17 protein-coding genes are annotated in these 17,361 nt (G+C 62.9%); 15 read left to right on the forward strand and 2 right to left on the reverse strand.

All coding sequences use genetic code 11. From position 1 onward, the window contains the following. Positions 1-2: 2 nt before the first annotated feature. Both RS897_RS18045 and RS897_RS18050 read right to left on the reverse strand, forming a co-directional pair. Positions 3-698: an HAD family hydrolase gene (locus RS897_RS18045; RefSeq protein ID WP_315837869.1), complete on the reverse strand. Its 696-nt coding sequence runs from the start codon at positions 696-698 to the stop codon at positions 3-5. Between the two features lie 50 nt (positions 699-748). Then, positions 749-1,831: an ABC transporter ATP-binding protein gene (locus RS897_RS18050; RefSeq protein ID WP_315837870.1), complete on the reverse strand. Its 1,083-nt coding sequence runs from the start codon at positions 1,829-1,831 to the stop codon at positions 749-751. Between the two features lie 243 nt (positions 1,832-2,074). Between RS897_RS18050 and RS897_RS18055 the strand changes: the two genes are divergently transcribed. The 15 genes from RS897_RS18055 to RS897_RS18125 all read left to right on the forward strand — a co-directional run bounded on the left by RS897_RS18055 (position 2,075) and on the right by RS897_RS18125 (position 17,356). Then, positions 2,075-3,019, forward strand: a complete 945-nt coding sequence (locus tag RS897_RS18055) for a LysR family transcriptional regulator (protein WP_315837871.1) — start codon at positions 2,075-2,077, stop codon at positions 3,017-3,019. A 189-nt stretch (positions 3,020-3,208) separates the two neighbouring features. Then, entirely contained in the window at positions 3,209-3,571 is a 363-nt protein-coding gene (locus RS897_RS18060; RefSeq protein WP_315837872.1) for a hypothetical protein, read from the forward strand. Between the two features lie 156 nt (positions 3,572-3,727). After that, positions 3,728-4,435, forward strand: coding sequence for a PadR family transcriptional regulator (locus tag RS897_RS18065; protein ID WP_315837873.1), 708 nt, complete (start codon positions 3,728-3,730; stop codon positions 4,433-4,435). A gap of 20 nt (positions 4,436-4,455) precedes the next feature. Further along, positions 4,456-5,121 carry an O-methyltransferase gene (locus tag RS897_RS18070; RefSeq protein WP_315837874.1) on the forward strand — a complete coding sequence of 222 codons (666 nt, stop codon included), beginning with the start codon at positions 4,456-4,458 and terminating at the stop codon, positions 5,119-5,121. A 77-nt stretch (positions 5,122-5,198) separates the two neighbouring features. Then, positions 5,199-5,486 carry a YciI family protein gene (locus RS897_RS18075; RefSeq protein WP_315837875.1) on the forward strand — a complete coding sequence of 96 codons (288 nt, stop codon included), beginning with the start codon at positions 5,199-5,201 and terminating at the stop codon, positions 5,484-5,486. Between the two features lie 150 nt (positions 5,487-5,636). After that, a complete protein-coding gene (locus RS897_RS18080) occupies positions 5,637-6,320 on the forward strand; it encodes a glutathione S-transferase family protein (protein WP_315837876.1) in 684 nt (227 codons plus the stop codon). Between the two features lie 245 nt (positions 6,321-6,565). Beyond that, positions 6,566-7,669 (forward strand): lactonase family protein, encoded by a 1,104-nt coding sequence (locus RS897_RS18085; RefSeq protein WP_407654509.1) that lies wholly within the window; start codon positions 6,566-6,568, stop codon positions 7,667-7,669. A gap of 116 nt (positions 7,670-7,785) precedes the next feature. Next, the gene (locus RS897_RS18090; protein ID WP_315837877.1) at positions 7,786-8,979 is read left to right on the forward strand and encodes a hypothetical protein; all 1,194 of its coding nucleotides are present in this window, start codon (positions 7,786-7,788) and stop codon (positions 8,977-8,979) included. A gap of 222 nt (positions 8,980-9,201) precedes the next feature. Next, complete coding sequence (locus tag RS897_RS18095) at positions 9,202-9,696, forward strand: glutathione peroxidase (protein ID WP_315837878.1); 495 nt, start codon at positions 9,202-9,204, stop codon at positions 9,694-9,696. A 16-nt stretch (positions 9,697-9,712) separates the two neighbouring features. Next, positions 9,713-10,489: an SDR family oxidoreductase gene (locus RS897_RS18100; protein WP_315837879.1), complete on the forward strand. Its 777-nt coding sequence runs from the start codon at positions 9,713-9,715 to the stop codon at positions 10,487-10,489. 247 nt (positions 10,490-10,736) lie between these two features. Next, entirely contained in the window at positions 10,737-11,699 is a 963-nt protein-coding gene (locus tag RS897_RS18105; RefSeq protein ID WP_315837880.1) for an alpha/beta fold hydrolase, read from the forward strand. 110 nt (positions 11,700-11,809) lie between these two features. After that, positions 11,810-12,574 carry an esterase/lipase family protein gene (locus RS897_RS18110; protein WP_315837881.1) on the forward strand — a complete coding sequence of 255 codons (765 nt, stop codon included), beginning with the start codon at positions 11,810-11,812 and terminating at the stop codon, positions 12,572-12,574. Positions 12,575-12,752: 178 nt separating this feature from the next. Beyond that, positions 12,753-14,303: a WS/DGAT/MGAT family O-acyltransferase gene (locus RS897_RS18115; protein WP_315837882.1), complete on the forward strand. Its 1,551-nt coding sequence runs from the start codon at positions 12,753-12,755 to the stop codon at positions 14,301-14,303. Positions 14,304-14,451: 148 nt separating this feature from the next. After that, entirely contained in the window at positions 14,452-15,462 is a 1,011-nt protein-coding gene (locus tag RS897_RS18120; RefSeq protein WP_315838677.1) for an alpha/beta fold hydrolase, read from the forward strand. A gap of 196 nt (positions 15,463-15,658) precedes the next feature. Next, positions 15,659-17,356, forward strand: coding sequence for a long-chain-fatty-acid--CoA ligase (locus RS897_RS18125; RefSeq protein ID WP_315837883.1), 1,698 nt, complete (start codon positions 15,659-15,661; stop codon positions 17,354-17,356). Positions 17,357-17,361 lie beyond the last annotated feature (5 nt).

Raw genomic sequence — 17,361 nt, forward strand, 5'->3', positions numbered from 1 at the left:
GCTCAGTGGCCGAGCGCTGCGTCGGCGAAGGCCTTCATGGTGGCGAAGTGGAAGTCCGGCTTGGTCAGCTTCACTTCCGGTGAGCCGCCGAAGCCTGCCATGCCCTGGCGACGCTCGATCCAGCACACCTTGTAGCCGAGCTGACGGGCGATCCCGATGTCATGATACTGGCTCTGCGCCACATGCAGGATGTCGGACTGCTTGTAGCCGAACGCGGACTGCCGCCCCTTGGTATAGGCGAAGAATTCGGGATTCGGCTTGGCGACGCCGGTCTCGTCGGCGCACACCGTGTCGTCGAAGGGGTCGCCCAGAGCGTGGGCGTAGCACGACAGCGCCACGCGATCCGCATTGGTCATCGCCACCAGCCGGAATTTGGTGCGGAGGCGTTTCAGTGCGTCGACCGAGTCGACGAAGGGCTTCCAGCGCAGCACCGCGAGCTGGAAGGCGTCGCACGCCGAATCTTCGGCCGGCAAGTCGAGTTCGTTGGCCAGGAGGCGATAAACGTGGAACATCACCTCGCTCGATCGTTCGGGATGTGCCTCGCGGCCGCGCTTGTAGGACTCGAAGATCTGGTCGTCGCTGAGTTCGGCCGCGCCTCGTCCGGAAATCTTGCGAACGCTGTCGAGCACGCCGGTTTCGAAATCGATCAGGGTGCCGACGACGTCGAAGGTGAGGACCTTGAAGTTGCTGAAGGACATATGCGTTGCATCTCTCTTGTTGGAACGTGGCAGGTCGTGGTCTCCCGGCGTCAAATCCGTGCCTCCGGCACGACGATGATGTCTTCGGGATGGAGCGTGACGGTCAAGTTGCCGCCGACGGATGGAATGCGGCGGCAGGCCTCGTGATGACTGGGCTGGCGCAGGCTCAGCGCGGTGCCGTCGGGCAGGGTGAGAAAAATGCGCAAGCTCTCGCCCTGATAGACGACGTCGGTGACTTGCCCGGTGAGGCGATTACGTACGCCGTCGCCGTCGCCGTCGTCGATCAGCAGCTTTTCGCTATGCACCGCCAGGATCAGCGCATCGCTGTCCGGAATCGCCCGTGCGCTGCGCAGCACGGTCGGGCCCAGCGCCACGCTGCTGCAATCGAGGCGGCGGACCGGCAGCAGACTCGCCTCGCCGATGAAGCTGGCGACAAAGGAATCCGCCGGATGATCATGCAACTGCGCCGGCCGGTCGACCTGGACCAGGCGCCCGCCCTTCAGCACGGCGACGCGGTCGCTCATGGTTAGCGCCTCGCGCTGGTCATGGGTGACATAGATGATGGTCGCGCCGATCCGACGGTGCAGGCCACGCAGTTCGATCTGCATCGATTCCCGCAACTGCTTGTCGAGCGCCGACAGCGGCTCGTCCATCAGAATCAGGCGCGGTTCGAAGATCATCGCCCGTGCCAGCGCGACACGCTGGCGCTGGCCACCGGAGAGCTGGGCGATGCCGCGTTCCTCGTAGCCCGAGAGGTCGACCATCGTCAGCGCCGCGCGCACCTTCTCCGGCCAGCTCGCCCTGGGCAGTCGTCGTGCGCGCAGCGGGAAAGCGACATTCTCGCCGACGCTCATGTGCGGAAACAGCGCGTAGTTCTGGAATACGACGCCGATGTCGCGCTTGTGCGGTGGCACCTGCGTGACGTCCCGGCCGCCGAAATGGATCGAGCCGGACGAGGGCTGGATGAAGCCGCCGAGCAGGCCGAGCAGCGTGGTCTTGCCGGAGCCGGATGGTCCCAGCAGGGAGACGAATTCGCGGGGTTCGATACGAAGCGTGACATCGTCGAGCGCGCGGACCGCGCCGTAGCTCTTGCTTGCGGACCTGATATCGACGCCCTCGCCACCGCTGTCCAATGCTCAACCTCCTGCTGCGCCTCGGCCGACGGTCCCGGAGGCGGACGCACGTCCCCGGCGCTCCCCGCTTGAACCGCGGGAATTGGCATAATCTTGCTTTATAGTCTGGACAATCCGCGAGGCTGCTCAAAGCGGCGCTGTTAGAGTGCTGACGCTTCCCGGCGTGCGCTCATATGGTGATGGGAGCAGAGTTTGCCATCACGGGCAATTGCCAAATTGTCACCCGTCTCATAATCTCAGGTTATGCCTGAACTTCGTCGGATGTTGTCTTCCAGCAATGCGCTGTTCGTCTTCGACGCCGCAGCGCGCAACGGCAGCTTTACTGCTGCGGCGGCCGAACTGAACGTTACCCAGCCGGCGGTCAGCCGCATGCTGGGGCGTCTCGAAGACCATCTCGGCGTTCGCCTGTTCGACCGCGCTGCCGGCCGCGCCACCCTGACCGAGGACGGCGAACTGCTCTATCGGAGTGTGCTTGACGGATTTCGCAGCATCGAAAGCGGTCTTGTCGAGATCGAGCGCCGCCGCAAGGGCACCGAGACCGTCACGCTCTCGCTGTCCACGGCGTTCACCACCCATTGGCTAATGCCGCGCATCGACAAGCTGCAGCGTCAGTTTCCGAGCATCGACCTGCGCTTCCAGTTGATCTCAGGCTCATTGCGCGGCCCGGTTGAGAATGTGGACTTCGGCATGCGCTTCCGCGATCGCGACGATTCCGGTTCGAACGGCGCGCTGGTGATGAAGGAGGTCATGCTGCCGGTCTGCAGTCCCGGTTATCGCGATGCGGAAGCCGATACGCCGATCGAAGGCAACACGATCATCCAGCTGGCCGACACGCCCGGCGACTGGGCTGCGCAATATCCAGACTTTCTGACGCGACGGCGCGGCCCCGCCAAGACGCTGAATTTTTCGGATTATGCCGTCGTCGTGCAGGCGGCGCTGCTCAGCCAGGGAATCGCGCTCGGCTGGCTCACCGTCGGCTCGCACTGGTTGTTGACGGGCGCGCTGGTGCCGGCGGCCGAGACGCTGACCACCACACGGCGGATATGTGAGCTGGTCCATCCGCGCAGCCGGCCCATCCGTCCCATTGCCATCGAGATCCGCGACTGGATCATCGAACAGCTGCGGGCTGAGGTCGCCGAGATCGATCAGCTCTATCCGCGTCTGGGCTTGATGGCGGCCGGCTATTGATCGGTCTGGCGCTCGCTTGACCTGAGCAGCGTCATCCGCACCACGTCAGCGGCTAAACCCAGGCAAAGCAATCCGCTCCACGAATCTGTTGGCCGTCATGGCGGCAGACTGTCGTAGTGTTTCCCTGCCGGAGAAGGGTGCGATCGACATCCCGTTTACCGTCGGTGTCACTCAAGAAGACACCAGGGCATGTCCGCTGACCTTGCGATGCAGGCCGACGCTCTGGAGATAACTCTCCAGCATTGCGAGCTTGTCGGGGGCAACGATCGCGCCGACATAGCCGTCAGGTCGCACCAGGATCCAGTCGCCGGGCCGGACGCCGTAACCCTCACGAAGATGTCCATCGCTGTCGATGAGGTCTCCCCGCGGACCGCCAGGGGCCGCGTGTTGACGGACGCGCTGGACGCCGCGCGGGTGCGAATGATGCGGCCGATCCTGACAAGCTGGAGCGACGAGGAATTTGCCGACCTCGTCAGGCTGACGCGGCGTTTCGTCGACGATCTCCTGGCGTTGCCGGAAGGGGCAGGCGAGGCGAGGCAAGAGCGGAAATAGCCGGCCCGCGGCTCGTCCATTGCGAAGAAAATATCTCAGTTTATCAGGGCCTTAATTTCAACCGGCGGCGCCCCGGCGTCGGTCTTCGATCGCATCGCCTTGACAAACGATAGAATTAAACGATATATTGTTTGTACGAAACGGAGATACTATCGAATGAGATCACATCATCATTGGGGCTTCGGCCGCGGGCGCTCCGAAGCGCGCGAAGAATTTGGCGACCGGGAGTTTCTTGGCCGGGAGTTTCGTCACGGACGCCGGCGCGGATTTCGCGACGAGGCCGACGACATCAGCCTGAGCGAGCGCGGCCACGGCCATCGTGGCGGCCGGCATCGTCATGGCTTTTTTGACGACGGCGGTCGCGGCGGACGCGATGGTTTTGGCCGCGGCGGCGGTGGCCGCTTCTTCGGCCCCGGTGACTTGCGGATGCTGCTGCTGTGGCTGATCGGCGAGAAGCCGCGCCATGGCTATGAACTGATCAAGGCGGTCGAGCAGTTGGTCGGCGGTGCTTATTCGCCGAGTCCGGGTTCGGTCTATCCGATCCTCAGCCTGCTGGAAGACATGGGCCAGATCGAAGGCACCACGTCGGATGGCGCCAAGAAACTGTTCAAGATCACCGACGAGGGACGCAAGGCGCTGGAGCAGGAGCAGCCGGCCATCGAAGGGCTGTTGAGCCGGATGCGCATCATGGCGCGAACCATGGGCATGCGTCCGCCGGAATCGATCTTCCAGGTGTTCCAGACCCTGAAGACCGCCATCGCGCTGCATCCCCGCGCCTGGACCGACGAGGAAGCTGAACGCGTGCGGGCCATCCTCAACACCGCGATCGCCGATATTCAGGCTGATGGCGGCGGCGATCGCTGAGTAACAGTCAGGAATCCAAGATGCCCCCTCATGACTTCACACCTTCAGATCTCTCCCCCGGTCCACTCCATGATCCGCGCGTGCGCGCCGTCATCGAGCGACTGCACGCCAACCGCCGCCGCCCGGATTCCGGCGGGCCACGCCGCAGTGGCGGCCGGTTCGATCCCGCCGTGTTCGCCGACTACGGCTTTTCCATCCTCCCGGAACAGGGCGACCTGATCTATCTGCTTTGCCGCGGCCTGCGCGCGCGGCGTGTGGTCGACTTCGCGACATCGGTCGGCATGTCCACGCTCTATTTCGCAGCGGCCATGCGTGACAATGGTGGCGGCCTGGTCATCGGATCGGAACTGGTGCCCGCCAAAATCGAGGTCGCCAAACACAATCTCGATGAGGCCGGTCTCGGCGATTATGCCGACATCCGCCCCGGCGATGCGCGGCAGAGCCTGCGCGATCTCGGCGGTGACGTCGACTTCGCCCTGATCGACGGCTGGCCCGGCGCCGAAGGACCCTCGCTGGCGCGCGAGGTGATCGAGATCGTGGCGCCGCAATTGCGCGTCGGCGGTTACGTCCTCAACGACAATGCCGAGCCGGACTTTCTCGACTTCATCCGCGATCCCAAAAACGGCTTTCTCTCCCTCACGCTGCCGATCAAGGGCGGGACGGAGCTTTCCCTGAAAGTGCGCTGACGATTTCGGAGCTTGCCGCTTTGCGGCATCCGGCAATGACGTGATAAGGCTCTGCGTTTTCGAATGCGGAGCCGACCATGCTGTTTGTGATCCATGCCCTCGACCGTCCCGGCGCCCTGCCGGTGCGGCAGGCGAACTATGACGCCCACAAGACGTTTCTTGCCGACACCACGCCCCATGGCGTGAGCATTGTGATGTCCGGCCCGCTTGTCGCTGACGATGGCGCGACCATGATCGGCAGCATGTTTCTGGTGGAGGCGCCCAGCCGTGCCGAGGTAGAGACATTCAACCACGCCGATCCGTTCTTCGCCGCCGGCATCTGGGAAAAAGTCTCGATCACCGCTTTCCTGCGCCGACAGGGCTGAACAGCAGGGCCGATCGACCAAAATTTCATCACGCCCCGGGAAAGCTGTTGTCGGAACGGGTCCGTGAGGTAACAATCCGCGCCGCCAATACGTAAAGACTGTCGCGTCCCGCCAAGCCGACAAGACAAGCCAAACAACAAGAGGCCAACGATGCTCAAATTCTATTTCAACGGCTCGCCGAACCCGACCAAGGTCGCGCTGTTTCTGGAGGAGGCCGGGCTGCCCTATGAGGCAATTGCCGTCGACACCCGCAAGGGCGAGCAATTCCAGCCGGATTTCCTGAAAGTGAATCCGAACGCCAAGGTCCCGGCGATCGACGACGGCGGTGCGGTGGTGTTCGACAGCAACGCCATCCTTTTGTATCTCGCCGAGAAGACCGGAATGTTCCTGCCGAGTTCGCCGTCGCTGCGCGGTGAATTCCTGTCCTGGCTGATGTTCGCGGCCACCGGAGTTGGCCCCTATTCCGGGCAGGCGGTGCACTTCCGCCATTTCGCGCCGGAGAAAGTCGCGTACGCCATCAACCGCTACATCTTCGAAGCGCAGCGGCATTTCGGCGTGCTGAACGAGCGGCTGGCCGGCCGGAAATACATGGTCGGCGATACCTACACCATCGTGGACATGGACGTGTGGGGCTGGGCGCGCATGGTGCCGTTCGTGCTGGGCGAGGAGCAGTGGGCCAAGTTCCCGAACCTGAAGCGGCTGGTCGACGAGATCAACGCCCGACCGGCGGCCGCGCGCGCCATCGGCCTCAAGGACAAGCACACCTTCAAGGCCGAGATGGACGAGGAAGCCCGCGGCCACATGTTCCGCCATCTGGCGGTGAAGGCGGGCTGACCCCTCGCGGCCGCGGTTTTCGCGGCAACTGGATCGAAGGCCGGCGCTCCCGCCGGCCTTTTTTGTACATAGCGTTTTCGAGCGAAGTGGGTACCGGTTCGCGTGAAGAAAACGCGTCAAAATAAAGGACTACTAAAACTTGTAAGCTTATACGATGACTTCTCGACAAGCGGCCCCGGCCGTGCATGATACCGCCCCGCAATGGCCAACAAGTTGCGGTCCAAACACGGTGCGGGGAGCATGTCATGGCGTTTTCAGGAGGGCGGTCGGTTGTTCTGCCAGTTGTTTTGATGGTTGCGGCGGTCACCAGCGAGCCGGCGTTCGCAAAAACATACGCCTATGTCGGCAATGCCGGCAGCAACGAGATTTATGTGTTTTCCATCGAGCCCAAAAAGGGCGAACTGACCTTGATCGAGAAGGCCGCGTTCCCGGGCATCGAGAAGCCGGGACCGTCGACGCCGATGGCGGTGAGCCCCGATCATCGCTATCTGTTCGCGGGCGTGCGCTCCGATCCGTTCACGGCAGTGACGTTTGCGATCGACGGCAAGACCGGCAAACTGAAGCATGTGGGCAACGGTCCGTTGGCGGACAGCATGGCCTACATCTCCACCGACCGCACCGGCAAATTCCTGCTCAGCGCCTCCTATGGCGGCAACAAGGTGGCGGTGAATCCGATCGGGACCGACGGCGTGGTCAAGGTGCCGGCCCAGGTGGTGCCGACCGGACCGAATGCGCACGCGATCCTGGTCGATCCGTCCAATCAACACGCGATTGCGACCAATCTCGGTTCTGACACGGTGCTGGATTTTCGCTTCGATGGGGCGACCGGCAAACTGACGCCCAACGATCCGCCGTCGATCAAGGTCGCCGACAAATCTGGCCCGCGTCACTTCATCTTTCATCCGAACAGAAAGTATCTCTATCTGATCCATGAACTGGATGGATCGGTTCGGGTGTTCGACTTCGACGGCAAGACCGGCGGCTTGCGCGAGAAGCAGACCGTGAGTTCGCTGCCCGATGGCTTCAAGGACAAGCCCTGGGCGGCGGACATTCATATCACCCGCAATGGCCAGTTCCTCTACACCAGCGAACGCACATCGAGCACGCTGAAGGCGTTCAAGGTGGATCCGAAGGACGGCACGCTCACCGCGGTCGGCAGCGTTCCCACCGAAACCCAGCCCCGCGGCTTCGCCATCGATCCCACCGGCCACTTCCTCGCCGCCACCGGCGAGAAGTCCGACGGCGTCACCGTGTATGAGATCGATCAGAAGACCGGCGCACTGACCAAACTGAAATCCTACAAGGTCGGCAAGAGCCCGAATTGGGTGGAGTTCGTCTCGTTCCCGTAATGAACGTCATGAAGATGAACCGAGTGGGGATGCGCTGCGCGACGATTGGCGCACCGCGCCGTTTTGTCCCGTGAAACCGGTAAGGGCCGGTTAGGGAAATCCGCTATGCTCGCGGCATGTCGAATCAAACCACATTGAGGATGCTGTTTGCGGGACTTGCCGCGTGCATCTGCATCGTGCCCGCAGCGTCCCCAGCATCCGAAACCGCTCCCGCACACCTGCAACTGGCGCAGCTATTCACCTCGCCGGCGATGGCCGAATACAAGCGTAGGCTCGAGGAATACAAGGCCGCGCGCGCCGAATTCGAGGTGGACGCGTCGGCCTATTGGACCGCGATCACCGAAAAACGCCGCACCCGCAACGCCAAACGCAGGGATCGTTTGGAGATCGCGGCCGACGATTACGTGCTGGCCCAGCCGCCGGTCTACACCGGGCCGAAACGGCCGGTGAATCCGGAACCGGAACCTGAGCCCGACAAGGGGACGCGGCCGCCGAAATACATTCCGGTGGTGTCGGATTTTCTCAAGGCCGCAGCACAACACTTCCAGTTCGCGCCGCAACGCCCCGCAGCCGAAATCGAGTTCAAGCGCGCCTATGTGCGCACCGCTTTGGCCGAAGGGTTGACGCGTGAGCAGATCGTTCGTGTCTATGCGTTCGAGACCGGCGGCAACGGCAATTACGACCTGCAGTCCGGCTTCGCCTCGGGCCGTCCCGGTTCGCGGGCGATCTCGACCGCGATTGGCTACAACCAGCTGCTCACCACCAACAGCGTCGAGCTCTTGGCCGAGCGCGGCGATCATTTCATCAAGGTGCTGACTGAGCGCGCCCACGCCTTGTCCGGGCCGCCGCGCAAGGCGATGGACCACAAGCTCGCCGTGCTCAAACGTATGGTGGCGTTCTGCAAGACTGTTCCCGACGAGTGGAACGAGCATGAAAAACTCGCCAAGACCGAGCAGGGGCTAGGTGTGCACGCCATGGTGCTGGACATCGATGTCGGCCCATTGCTGCAGACCCACAAGCTGATGACATCGGTAATCTTCGCCCGCAACAAGGGCACCACGCGACCGTTGACCGCGGCCGAGCTCGAGATGATGAATCTCACCGGCGACGGCACCGGCCTCGACATGGTGACCATGCCGGCGAGCCTGCGCGAACAGGTGCCGACCTCGAACTTCTTCCAGCGCGGCGGTTACGAACGCAACCCGGTCGCCATCCGCCACAACACCGTGGCCAAATTGTTCACCGTGATGAATTCGCGAATGGACAGCGCGCAGAACGCGCAGGGCGCGAAGGATCTGGCGGGGCTGTAGTCGTTAGTCCCCGCGGCGTGGCCTTCATACTCCGCGTCATGCGCGGGCTTGACCCGCGCATCCAGCTTTCTTGACGCAGTGAAGAAAGCTGGATTGCCGGGTCGAGCCCGGCAATGACGGAGAGAGAGGAGGTCTTTTGCCTCAATCAGGAAATTTTCCCCTCGCTTGCCTTCCCCGAAAATAACGATCAGGCTGGCGCCCCCATCGCTTAACGGAGTCACCATGCCGAGTGTCTATGAATTCACCGCCAACGCGCTGACCGGCGAGGAATTGCCGCTGGCGAAATTCCAGGGGCAGGTGCTGCTGATCGTCAACACCGCCAGCAAATGCGGATTCACACCGCAATATGAGGGCCTCGAGGCGCTGCACCGGGCGCACGCAGAACAGGGATTTTCGGTGCTCGGGTTTCCGTGCAACCAGTTCGGCCAGCAGGAGCCGGGTTCGGCGGATGAGATCGCCGGTTTCTGCACGACCAAATACCACGTGACGTTTCCGATGTTCGCCAAGATCGATGTCAATGGCGCGCAGGCCCATCCGCTCTACGAGCATCTGAAAAAAGCGCGGCCGGGATTGATGGGCTCGACGGCGGTCAAATGGAATTTCACCAAATTCCTGGTCGACCGGCACGGCGCGGTGGTTGCGCGCCACGCGCCGACCACCGCGCCACAGGCGCTGGTCTCCGATATCGAAACGCTGCTGAAGCAGCCTGCAGACTGACGTGGAGGAAAGAGCCATGAAGATCGACGATCTGTTTTCGGTGCGCGGCAAGATCGCGCTGGTCACCGGCGGCAGCCGCGGCCTCGGCGAGATGATCGCGCGCGCCTATGTCGAGAATGGCGCCAAGGTTTACATCACCGCGCGCAAGGCGGATGCCTGTGATGCGCTGGCCAAGGAGCTGTCGGCCCATGGCGAGTGTTTCTCGATTCCGGCGGATCTGTCGAAGATGGAGGAGATCGAGCGCTTGGCGTCGGAACTGGAGAAGCGCGAAAAGCGTCTCGACATTCTGGTCAACAACGCCGGCGCCAGTTGGGGCGCGAGCTTTGCCGAATTTCCCGAAGCCGGTTGGGACAAGGTGATGGACCTCAACGTCAAGTCCGTGTTTTTCCTGACCCAGCGCTTGCTACAGCTGCTGGAAGCCGCGGGCTTGCCGGAGTTCTATGCACGCGTGATCAACATCGGCTCGATCGAAGGCATCCGCACCTCGCATCTGGAGACGTATTCCTACGCCGCCTCCAAGGCCGGCGTGAATCACCTGACGCGGATCATGGCGAAATTCCTCGCGCCCAAGCACATCGCGGTCAACGGTATTGCGCCCGGCTACTTCCCCTCGAAGATGACCGCCGGCATCAGCGATGAGGGCAATCGCGAGACGCTGGCGGGCACGCCGCTGAAGCGGATGGGCGAGCCTGACGACATGGCTGGCATCGCGCTTTACCTCGCATCGCGCGCCAGCGCCTTTGTCTGCGGTGCAGTGATCCCGGTCGATGGTGGGCTCGCGACCACTGCGTGACGACAAAACGGCCTGATGCAACAGCTTGACGCGCTGTCACATTGACGCAGCTGTCATAAATCTCCCTATTCTAGTGCTGGTGTCACACAATGTTCTCTGGCACAGTCGACCTTTGTGACAGGTTTTTGACAACCTGCGCTTTGAGCGGCGTGGCGGCAGGTGTCGCGGGGGCACGCGACCACAACGGCAACAGAGAACAGGTCCCGGTTCTGGTGGGAACCGGCGGGACCGGATTGTGACACAAACGATGGCATTCGCTTCAGTCAACGAACTCGAACTGGCTTATGACGAGCGCGGCCCCAAGTCCGGGCCTGCGATCCTGCTGATCATGGGGCTCGGCACCCAGATGATCGCGTGGCCGGAAAGCTTCTGTAATCAGCTGGCCTCCGCCGGCTTCCGCGTCATCCGTTTTGATAACCGCGACATCGGCCTCTCGACCAAGATCGAGGACGCGCCGAAGATCCGGCTGGCCGCTCTTCTGTTCAACGCTCTCATCGGTCGCAAGATCAAGGCGCCTTACACGCTTGAAGACATGGCGGGGGATGCGGTCGGTCTGCTTGATGCGCTCGACATCGACAAGGCGCATATCGTCGGCGCATCGATGGGCGGCATGATCGCCCAGATCGTTGCCGCGCGTTATCCCGAGCGCACGCTGAGCCTGACCTCGATCATGTCGTCGAGCGGCGATCCGAAATTGCCGCGCTCCAAGCCGAAGGTAAACGCCGTGATGTTCGGACGGCGGCCGAAGCCGGACGATCGCGAGCAGCTGGTTCGCTTTGGCATGAAGATGTTCCGCACCATCGGCAGCCCCGGTTATCCGACGCCGCCGGATGTGCTGCGCCAGAAGGTCGAGGCCTCGATCGCGCGCTCTTATTATCCCGCCGGCACGGTCCGCCAGTTCGCCGCCATCATCGCCAACGGCAGCCGGGTCGACATGCTCAAGACCATCAAGGCCCCGACACTGGTGGTGCACGGCTCCGACGATCCGCTGGTGCCGGTCGAAGCGGGGATCGATACCGCTGATCATATCGCGGGCTCGCGGCTTGAGCTCATTCCCGGCATGGGTCATGATTTCCCCGCCGAACTGATGCCGAAGCTCGCCACCGATATCGTCGCGCACTGCCGTGCCGCCGATCGGGCGATGACCAGTGTCCCGAATTCGAAGTTCGCACCATTTGCCGCACCCCAGAACGAACTTCGAATTCGATAAGGACACTGGCAATTTTATGATTTCTAGTGTGCTTTAAGAATGCGAAGTTCCTAAGGAGCCAGCTGCAAAGTTAGAGGAACTTCGCATTCGGCACACTAGGGGAGAGATTTATGAGCGGACGCGAGGACCCTATCAAGGCGCCATCGCGCCTGAAACTCGCGCTGGAGGGCCGAGGGCTCTTTGATATCCCGGCGCTGTTTGCCGCAGCGCCCTTCCTGAGTACGGCGCCGCGCGGCGAACGCCACCCGGTGCTGGTGCTGCCCGGGCTTGGCGCCAACGACCGGTCCACTTTCGCAATCCGCGGCTTCCTGTCGTCGCTCGGCTACGAGGTGCATGGCTGGGGCCGTGGCCGCAATGTGCGGCTGCCGGAGCTGGAAATCCCCGCCATCGTGCGCACCGTCAAAGAGCTGCATGAGGCCTCCAACCGGCGTGTCAGCGTGATCGGCTGGAGTCTCGGCGGCATCCTGGCCCGCGAGGTTGCCCGCGAAGCATCCTCGCAGGTGCGGCTGGTCATTACGCTCGGCAGCCCGTTCGCGGCGCCCAGCGCCAACAATGTCCGCACCATCTGGCGATTGCTGACCGGCCAGCCGGAGGTGACTGCGACCTCCGCACGCGTGGCCGAACTGGCGCGGCCGTTGCCGGTTCCCGCCACTGCGATCTATACCCGCTCGGACGGCATTGTTGCCTGGCAGGCTTGTCTCGAACAGGACGGGCCGCAGCGCGAAAACATCGAGGTGCGCACCACCCATATCGGCCTCGGCTTCCATGCCCCGGCGCTGTGGGCGATTGCCGACCGGCTGGCCCAGCCGGAAGGCGTCTGGACGCCCTTCAAGCCGGGGCTACTGGTCGCGCCGTTCTTCCCGATGCGGCGTTAAAGGCGCGATTAACTTCATAGCGTTTTCAAGCGAAGTGGGCACCGGTTCGCGTTAAGAAAACGCGTCAAAACCAATAAGCCACATTTGAATTCAAACGGCCGGTTTGCAATTGGCAGGACGATGCCGGACAATACCGGCAACGAGCGCCTAAGGCGTCGAGCTCTCAACGGAGGAAACCATGAGCGGCATCGGCAAGAAGCTGTCTTCTCTCGACGCATCCTTTCTCTATCTCGAAACCCCCGAAATGCCCATGCATGTCGGGAGCATGGCGATCTTCAAACTCAAGGAGGGCTATGAGGGCAGTTTCTTCGAGGACTTCAAGGCGATGATCGCGGAGCGGCTGCATATCGCGCCGATCCTGAAGTCGCGCCTCGCCAAGACGCCGCTCGACATCGATCATCCGAGCTGGGTCGAAGACGACCAGTTCGATATCGACCGCCACATCTTCCGCGCCAGCCTGCCGGCGCCGCACGATCGCGCCACTCTCGAGCGCATCGTCGGCTGGATGCATGCCAAGCTGTTGAACCGGGCCCGCCCGCTGTGGGAATTCTACGTGTTCGAGGGCATGGCCAACAACGAGGTCGGGCTCTATTCCAAGATGCACCATGCCGCGATTGACGGCGGCGCGGGCGCGGCGCTGACCGCCATCATCTATGATGCGACCCCGGTGCCGCGGAAGATTCCGCAGGCGCCGCCGCAGGCCAAGCCCGAGCGCGAGGCGCGCGACATCGCCGCCGACTTCATCGATTCCTATCAGCAGATCTGGCGGCAGCCGTTCGATATGTCGGCCGGGATCAAGTCCCTCGATCTGCCGCGCACCGGCAAGAGCGATCTGGGATCGGTACTGTTCGACAATGCGATGATGCAGATCGAAACTGCGGTCAAGTTCGCGGGCGGCATCCCGACCGTGCTCAAGAGCGTGTCGGAGATGGTCACCAAGGTGGCGGATCCGAAGGCGCGCGAGAGCATTTCCAGCATGATCTCGCCCTCCACCATCCTCAACAAGTCGATCTCCTCGGAGCGCAGCTTCGCCGCAGTGTCAGTATCGCTGTCGGAATCCAAGGCGGTCGCCAAGCAGGCGGGCGGCAAGCTGAACGACGTGGTGCTGGCGCTGTCCAGCGGCGTGCTGCGCCGTTATCTCAGCGAGCGCAACGCGCTACCGACCCGCTCGCTCACCGCCGGCGTGCCGATCTCGCTGCGTGAAGAGGGCAATGCCGACGCCAACAACCAGGTGTTCGGCATGGTGTGCTCGATCGCCACCAATGTTGCCGATCCCAAGGAGCGGCTGCAGACCATCATCGGCGAATCGACCAAGTCCAAGGAGATGTCGCATCCGCTGCGCGCCCTGGTGCCGCAGATGTCGAACGTCTCGATGCTGGGCTCGCCGATCCTGGTGCAGGTGCTGGCGCTGCTCTACAGCCGCTCCAACCTCTCCGACGTGCTGCCGCCGACCGCCAATGTGACGATCTCCAACGTTCCGGGACCGCGGCAAACGCTTTATGCGGTGGGCGCGGAGCTGCTGAACATCTTCCCGGTGTCGATCTCGGCCCATGGCCTGGCACTGAATATCACCGTGCAGAGCTACCGCGATCAGCTCGACTTCGGCTTCATCGCCGGGGCGAACATCATTCCCCATGTGCAGGAGCTCGCCGACATGCTGCCGCGCGAACTGGAGCTGCTGGTCAAGGCCTATGCCCAGCCAGCGCCGGTCCAGAGCGCGGCGAATTGAGCGACTTAATCTTGTAGCCCGGATGAGCGCAGCGATATCCGGGGGCCGCCCATGAGGCTCAATCCCGGATGTCGCTTCGCTCATCCGGGCTACGTCGACCACCTCCGCCGACCCCTTCGATGCCACACAGGTTCACATCATGCCCGTTATGACAGAGATGCCGCCGCTGCAGTTCGCCGACACCAACGGCATCCGCATGGGGTATTACGACGCCGGACCGAAGGACGATCCCATCCCCATGGTGCTCTGCCATGGCTGGCCGGAGATCGCGTTTTCCTGGCGGCACCAGATCAAGGCGCTGAGCGAGGCGGGTATCCGCGTCATCGCGCCGGACCAGCGCGGGTATGGCGCGACGGAACGCCCAGCTGCTGTCGAAGCCTACGATCTCGAGCACCTGACCGGCGATCTTGTCGGCCTGCTCGATCATCTGAAAATCGACAAGGCGATCTTCGTCGGCCATGATTGGGGTGGCTTCGTGGTGTGGCAGATGCCGCTGCGGCATCTTGCGCGGGTGGCCGGCGTGGTCGGTGTCAACACCCCGCACACCGACCGGGCGCCGGCCGATCCGATTTCGCTGTTTCGCAAGCGGTTCGGCGACCAGATGTATATCGTTCAATTCCAGGATCCCGCCCGCGAGCCCGACCGGATCTTCGAAAGCCGGATCGACGCGGCCTTCGATTTCTTCATGCGCAAGCCGCCGCCGATGCGCAGTCCGCCGCCGGCAAGCGCGCCGCCGGCGGAAGCGCCGACCGCCGGTGTTGGCGCGCCGCCAAAAGCCAATCTGGCGTTCCCGCAGATGGTCGCCGGCTACGATGCGACCAAGGATCCGCGGACGCCGATCCTGACGCCCGAGGAGAAGCAGGTGTTCGTCGATACCTTCACCAAAAGCGGCTTCACCGGTGGCATCAACTGGTATCGCAACATGAGCCGGAACTGGGAGCGCTCCGTCGGGATGGACCATACGGTGCGGGTGCCGTCGCTGATGATTATGGCGGAAAACGACATGGTGCTGCCGCCGTCCGCCGCCGACGGCATGGAAAAGATCGTTCCCGATCTGGAAAAGTACCTGGTGCGCAACAGCGGCCACTGGACCCAGCAGGAGCAACCCGAGGAGGTCAGCGCCAAGCTGATCGAGTGGCGTCGGCGCCGTTTTGGCTAGAGCCCCGTTCCGATTCTATCGGAACGGGGCTCTAGTATTTCGTTTTGACGCGTTTTCTTGACGCGAACCGGTACCCACTTCGCTGGAAAACGCTCTAATCGAGCGGTTGCTCGATTATATTTGACGGCGGAGGCGCGACGCAGAACAATGCCTGAAAAACCCCGGCTCAACCGGGACCGGACAAATGGGGAGGCATATGAGCGCAATCTGGCTTTCGAGTTATCCGGCCGGCGTGCCCGGCAAGGTCGACACCACGGGTTACGCCTCGCTGGTGTCACTGTTCGAGGAAAGCTTCCAGAAATACCGGGATCGCGACGCCTATGCCTGCCTCGGCAAGCGCCATACCTATGGCCAGATCGACCGGCTGTCGCGTGATCTCGCCGCCTGGCTGCAGGGTTGCGGGCTGAAGCAGGGCGACCGGGTCGCCATCATGATGCCGAACCTGCCGCAATATCCCGTTGCGGCCGCCGCCGTGCTGCGCGGCGGCTTTATCGCTGTGAACGTCAATCCGCTGTATACGCCGCGCGAACTCGAGCATCAGCTCAAGGATTCCGGCGCGAAGGCGATCATCATTCTGGAGAATTTCGCCAACACCCTCGCGGACGTGGTCGCGCGCTCTCCCATCAAGCACGTCGTGGTGGCCAAGACCGGCGACCTGTTCGGGTTTCCCAAGCGCAGCCTGGTCAACTATGTCGCCGGCAAGAACACCCCGACCTATTCGTTGCCGGGCGCGGTCTGGTTTCGCCGGGCGCTGGCGGAAGGCGCACGGCTGCCGTTCGTCAAGCCGACCATCGGCCGCGACGACGTCGCCGTGCTGCAATACACCGGCGGCACCACCGGCCTGTCCAAGGGCGCGACGCTGACCCACGGTGCGCTGATATCGGCGGTGCTGTCCTCGGAAGCCTGGGTGCAGCCCGCGCTGAAGCGGCGCAAGATGACCGGGCAGGCGACGTTCGTCTGCGCGCTGCCGCTCTATCACGTGTTCGCCTTCATCTCCTGCGCGCTGTTGGCGATGCGGATCGGCGGCCTCAATGTGCTGATTCCCAATCCGCGTGACATGGCCGGCATGATCAAGGATTTGGCCAAATACAAGATCCACTTCTTTCCCGCCGTGAACACCCTGTTCAATGGGCTGGCCAACCATGCCGACGTCGGCAAGCTGAATTTCTCCGAACTGATGGTGTCCAATGGCGGCGGCACCGCGGTGCAGGAGGCGGTGGCGCGGCAGTGGCTGAAGGCCACCGGCTGTCCGATCGTGGAGGGCTATGGCCTGTCGGAGACCTGTTCGGGCGTGACCTGCAATCCCACCGATTCCGATGCCTTCACCGGCACCATCGGATTGCCGCTGCCCAATGTCGAGATCAGGATTCTCGACGACGAGGGCAAGGAGCTCGCGGTCGGCGAGGCCGGCGAGATCGCCATCCGCGCGCCGCAGGTGATGTCCGGTTATTGGGGGCGCCCGGATGAGACGGCCAGCGTGATGACCCCGGACGGCTTCTTTAAGTCCGGCGACATCGGCATCATGGACAGCCGCGGTTACATCAAGATCGTCGACCGGAAGAAGGACATGATCCTGGTGTCGGGCTTCAATGTCTATCCCTCCGAGGTGGAGGCCGTCGCCTTCGAGCATCCCGGCGTGCTGGAATGCGCGGCGATCGGCGTGCCCGATGCGAAGTCCGGCGAGGCCGTGATGCTGTTCGTGGTGCGCAAGGATCCCAACCTCAGGAGCGACGACGTGATGTCGTTCTGCAAGCGCCAGCTTGCGGGATACAAAATGCCACGCATGGTCGAATTCCGCGACACCTTGCCCAAGACCAATGTCGGCAAGATCCTGCGCCGGGAGCTGCGCGACGAAGTGATGCGGGCCAAAGCCGAGATCAAGGCGGCATCCTGATCGCC

Origin of the sequence: Bradyrhizobium prioriisuperbiae, from assembly GCF_032397745.1 — a bacterium.
GTDB lineage: Bacteria > Pseudomonadota > Alphaproteobacteria > Rhizobiales > Xanthobacteraceae > Bradyrhizobium_A > Bradyrhizobium_A prioriisuperbiae.

Coding starts and splice junctions, on each gene's coding strand:
- RS897_RS18080 (WP_315837876.1), top strand. CDS start 5,637: ATGCTCAAATTCTATTTCAACGGCTCGCCGAACCCGACCAAGGTCGCG.
- RS897_RS18115 (WP_315837882.1), top strand. CDS start 12,753: ATGAGCGGCATCGGCAAGAAGCTGTCTTCTCTCGACGCATCCTTTCTC.
- RS897_RS18090 (WP_315837877.1), top strand. CDS start 7,786: ATGTCGAATCAAACCACATTGAGGATGCTGTTTGCGGGACTTGCCGCG.
- RS897_RS18055 (WP_315837871.1), top strand. CDS start 2,075: ATGCCTGAACTTCGTCGGATGTTGTCTTCCAGCAATGCGCTGTTCGTC.
- RS897_RS18060 (WP_315837872.1), top strand. CDS start 3,209: ATGTCCGCTGACCTTGCGATGCAGGCCGACGCTCTGGAGATAACTCTC.
- RS897_RS18070 (WP_315837874.1), top strand. CDS start 4,456: ATGCCCCCTCATGACTTCACACCTTCAGATCTCTCCCCCGGTCCACTC.
- RS897_RS18100 (WP_315837879.1), top strand. CDS start 9,713: ATGAAGATCGACGATCTGTTTTCGGTGCGCGGCAAGATCGCGCTGGTC.
- RS897_RS18105 (WP_315837880.1), top strand. CDS start 10,737: ATGGCATTCGCTTCAGTCAACGAACTCGAACTGGCTTATGACGAGCGC.
- RS897_RS18110 (WP_315837881.1), top strand. CDS start 11,810: ATGAGCGGACGCGAGGACCCTATCAAGGCGCCATCGCGCCTGAAACTC.
- RS897_RS18095 (WP_315837878.1), top strand. CDS start 9,202: ATGCCGAGTGTCTATGAATTCACCGCCAACGCGCTGACCGGCGAGGAA.
- RS897_RS18075 (WP_315837875.1), top strand. CDS start 5,199: ATGCTGTTTGTGATCCATGCCCTCGACCGTCCCGGCGCCCTGCCGGTG.
- RS897_RS18065 (WP_315837873.1), top strand. CDS start 3,728: ATGAGATCACATCATCATTGGGGCTTCGGCCGCGGGCGCTCCGAAGCG.
- RS897_RS18120 (WP_315838677.1), top strand. CDS start 14,452: ATGACAGAGATGCCGCCGCTGCAGTTCGCCGACACCAACGGCATCCGC.
- RS897_RS18085 (WP_407654509.1), top strand. CDS start 6,566: ATGGCGTTTTCAGGAGGGCGGTCGGTTGTTCTGCCAGTTGTTTTGATG.
- RS897_RS18125 (WP_315837883.1), top strand. CDS start 15,659: ATGAGCGCAATCTGGCTTTCGAGTTATCCGGCCGGCGTGCCCGGCAAG.
- RS897_RS18045 (WP_315837869.1), bottom strand. CDS start 698: ATGTCCTTCAGCAACTTCAAGGTCCTCACCTTCGACGTCGTCGGCACC.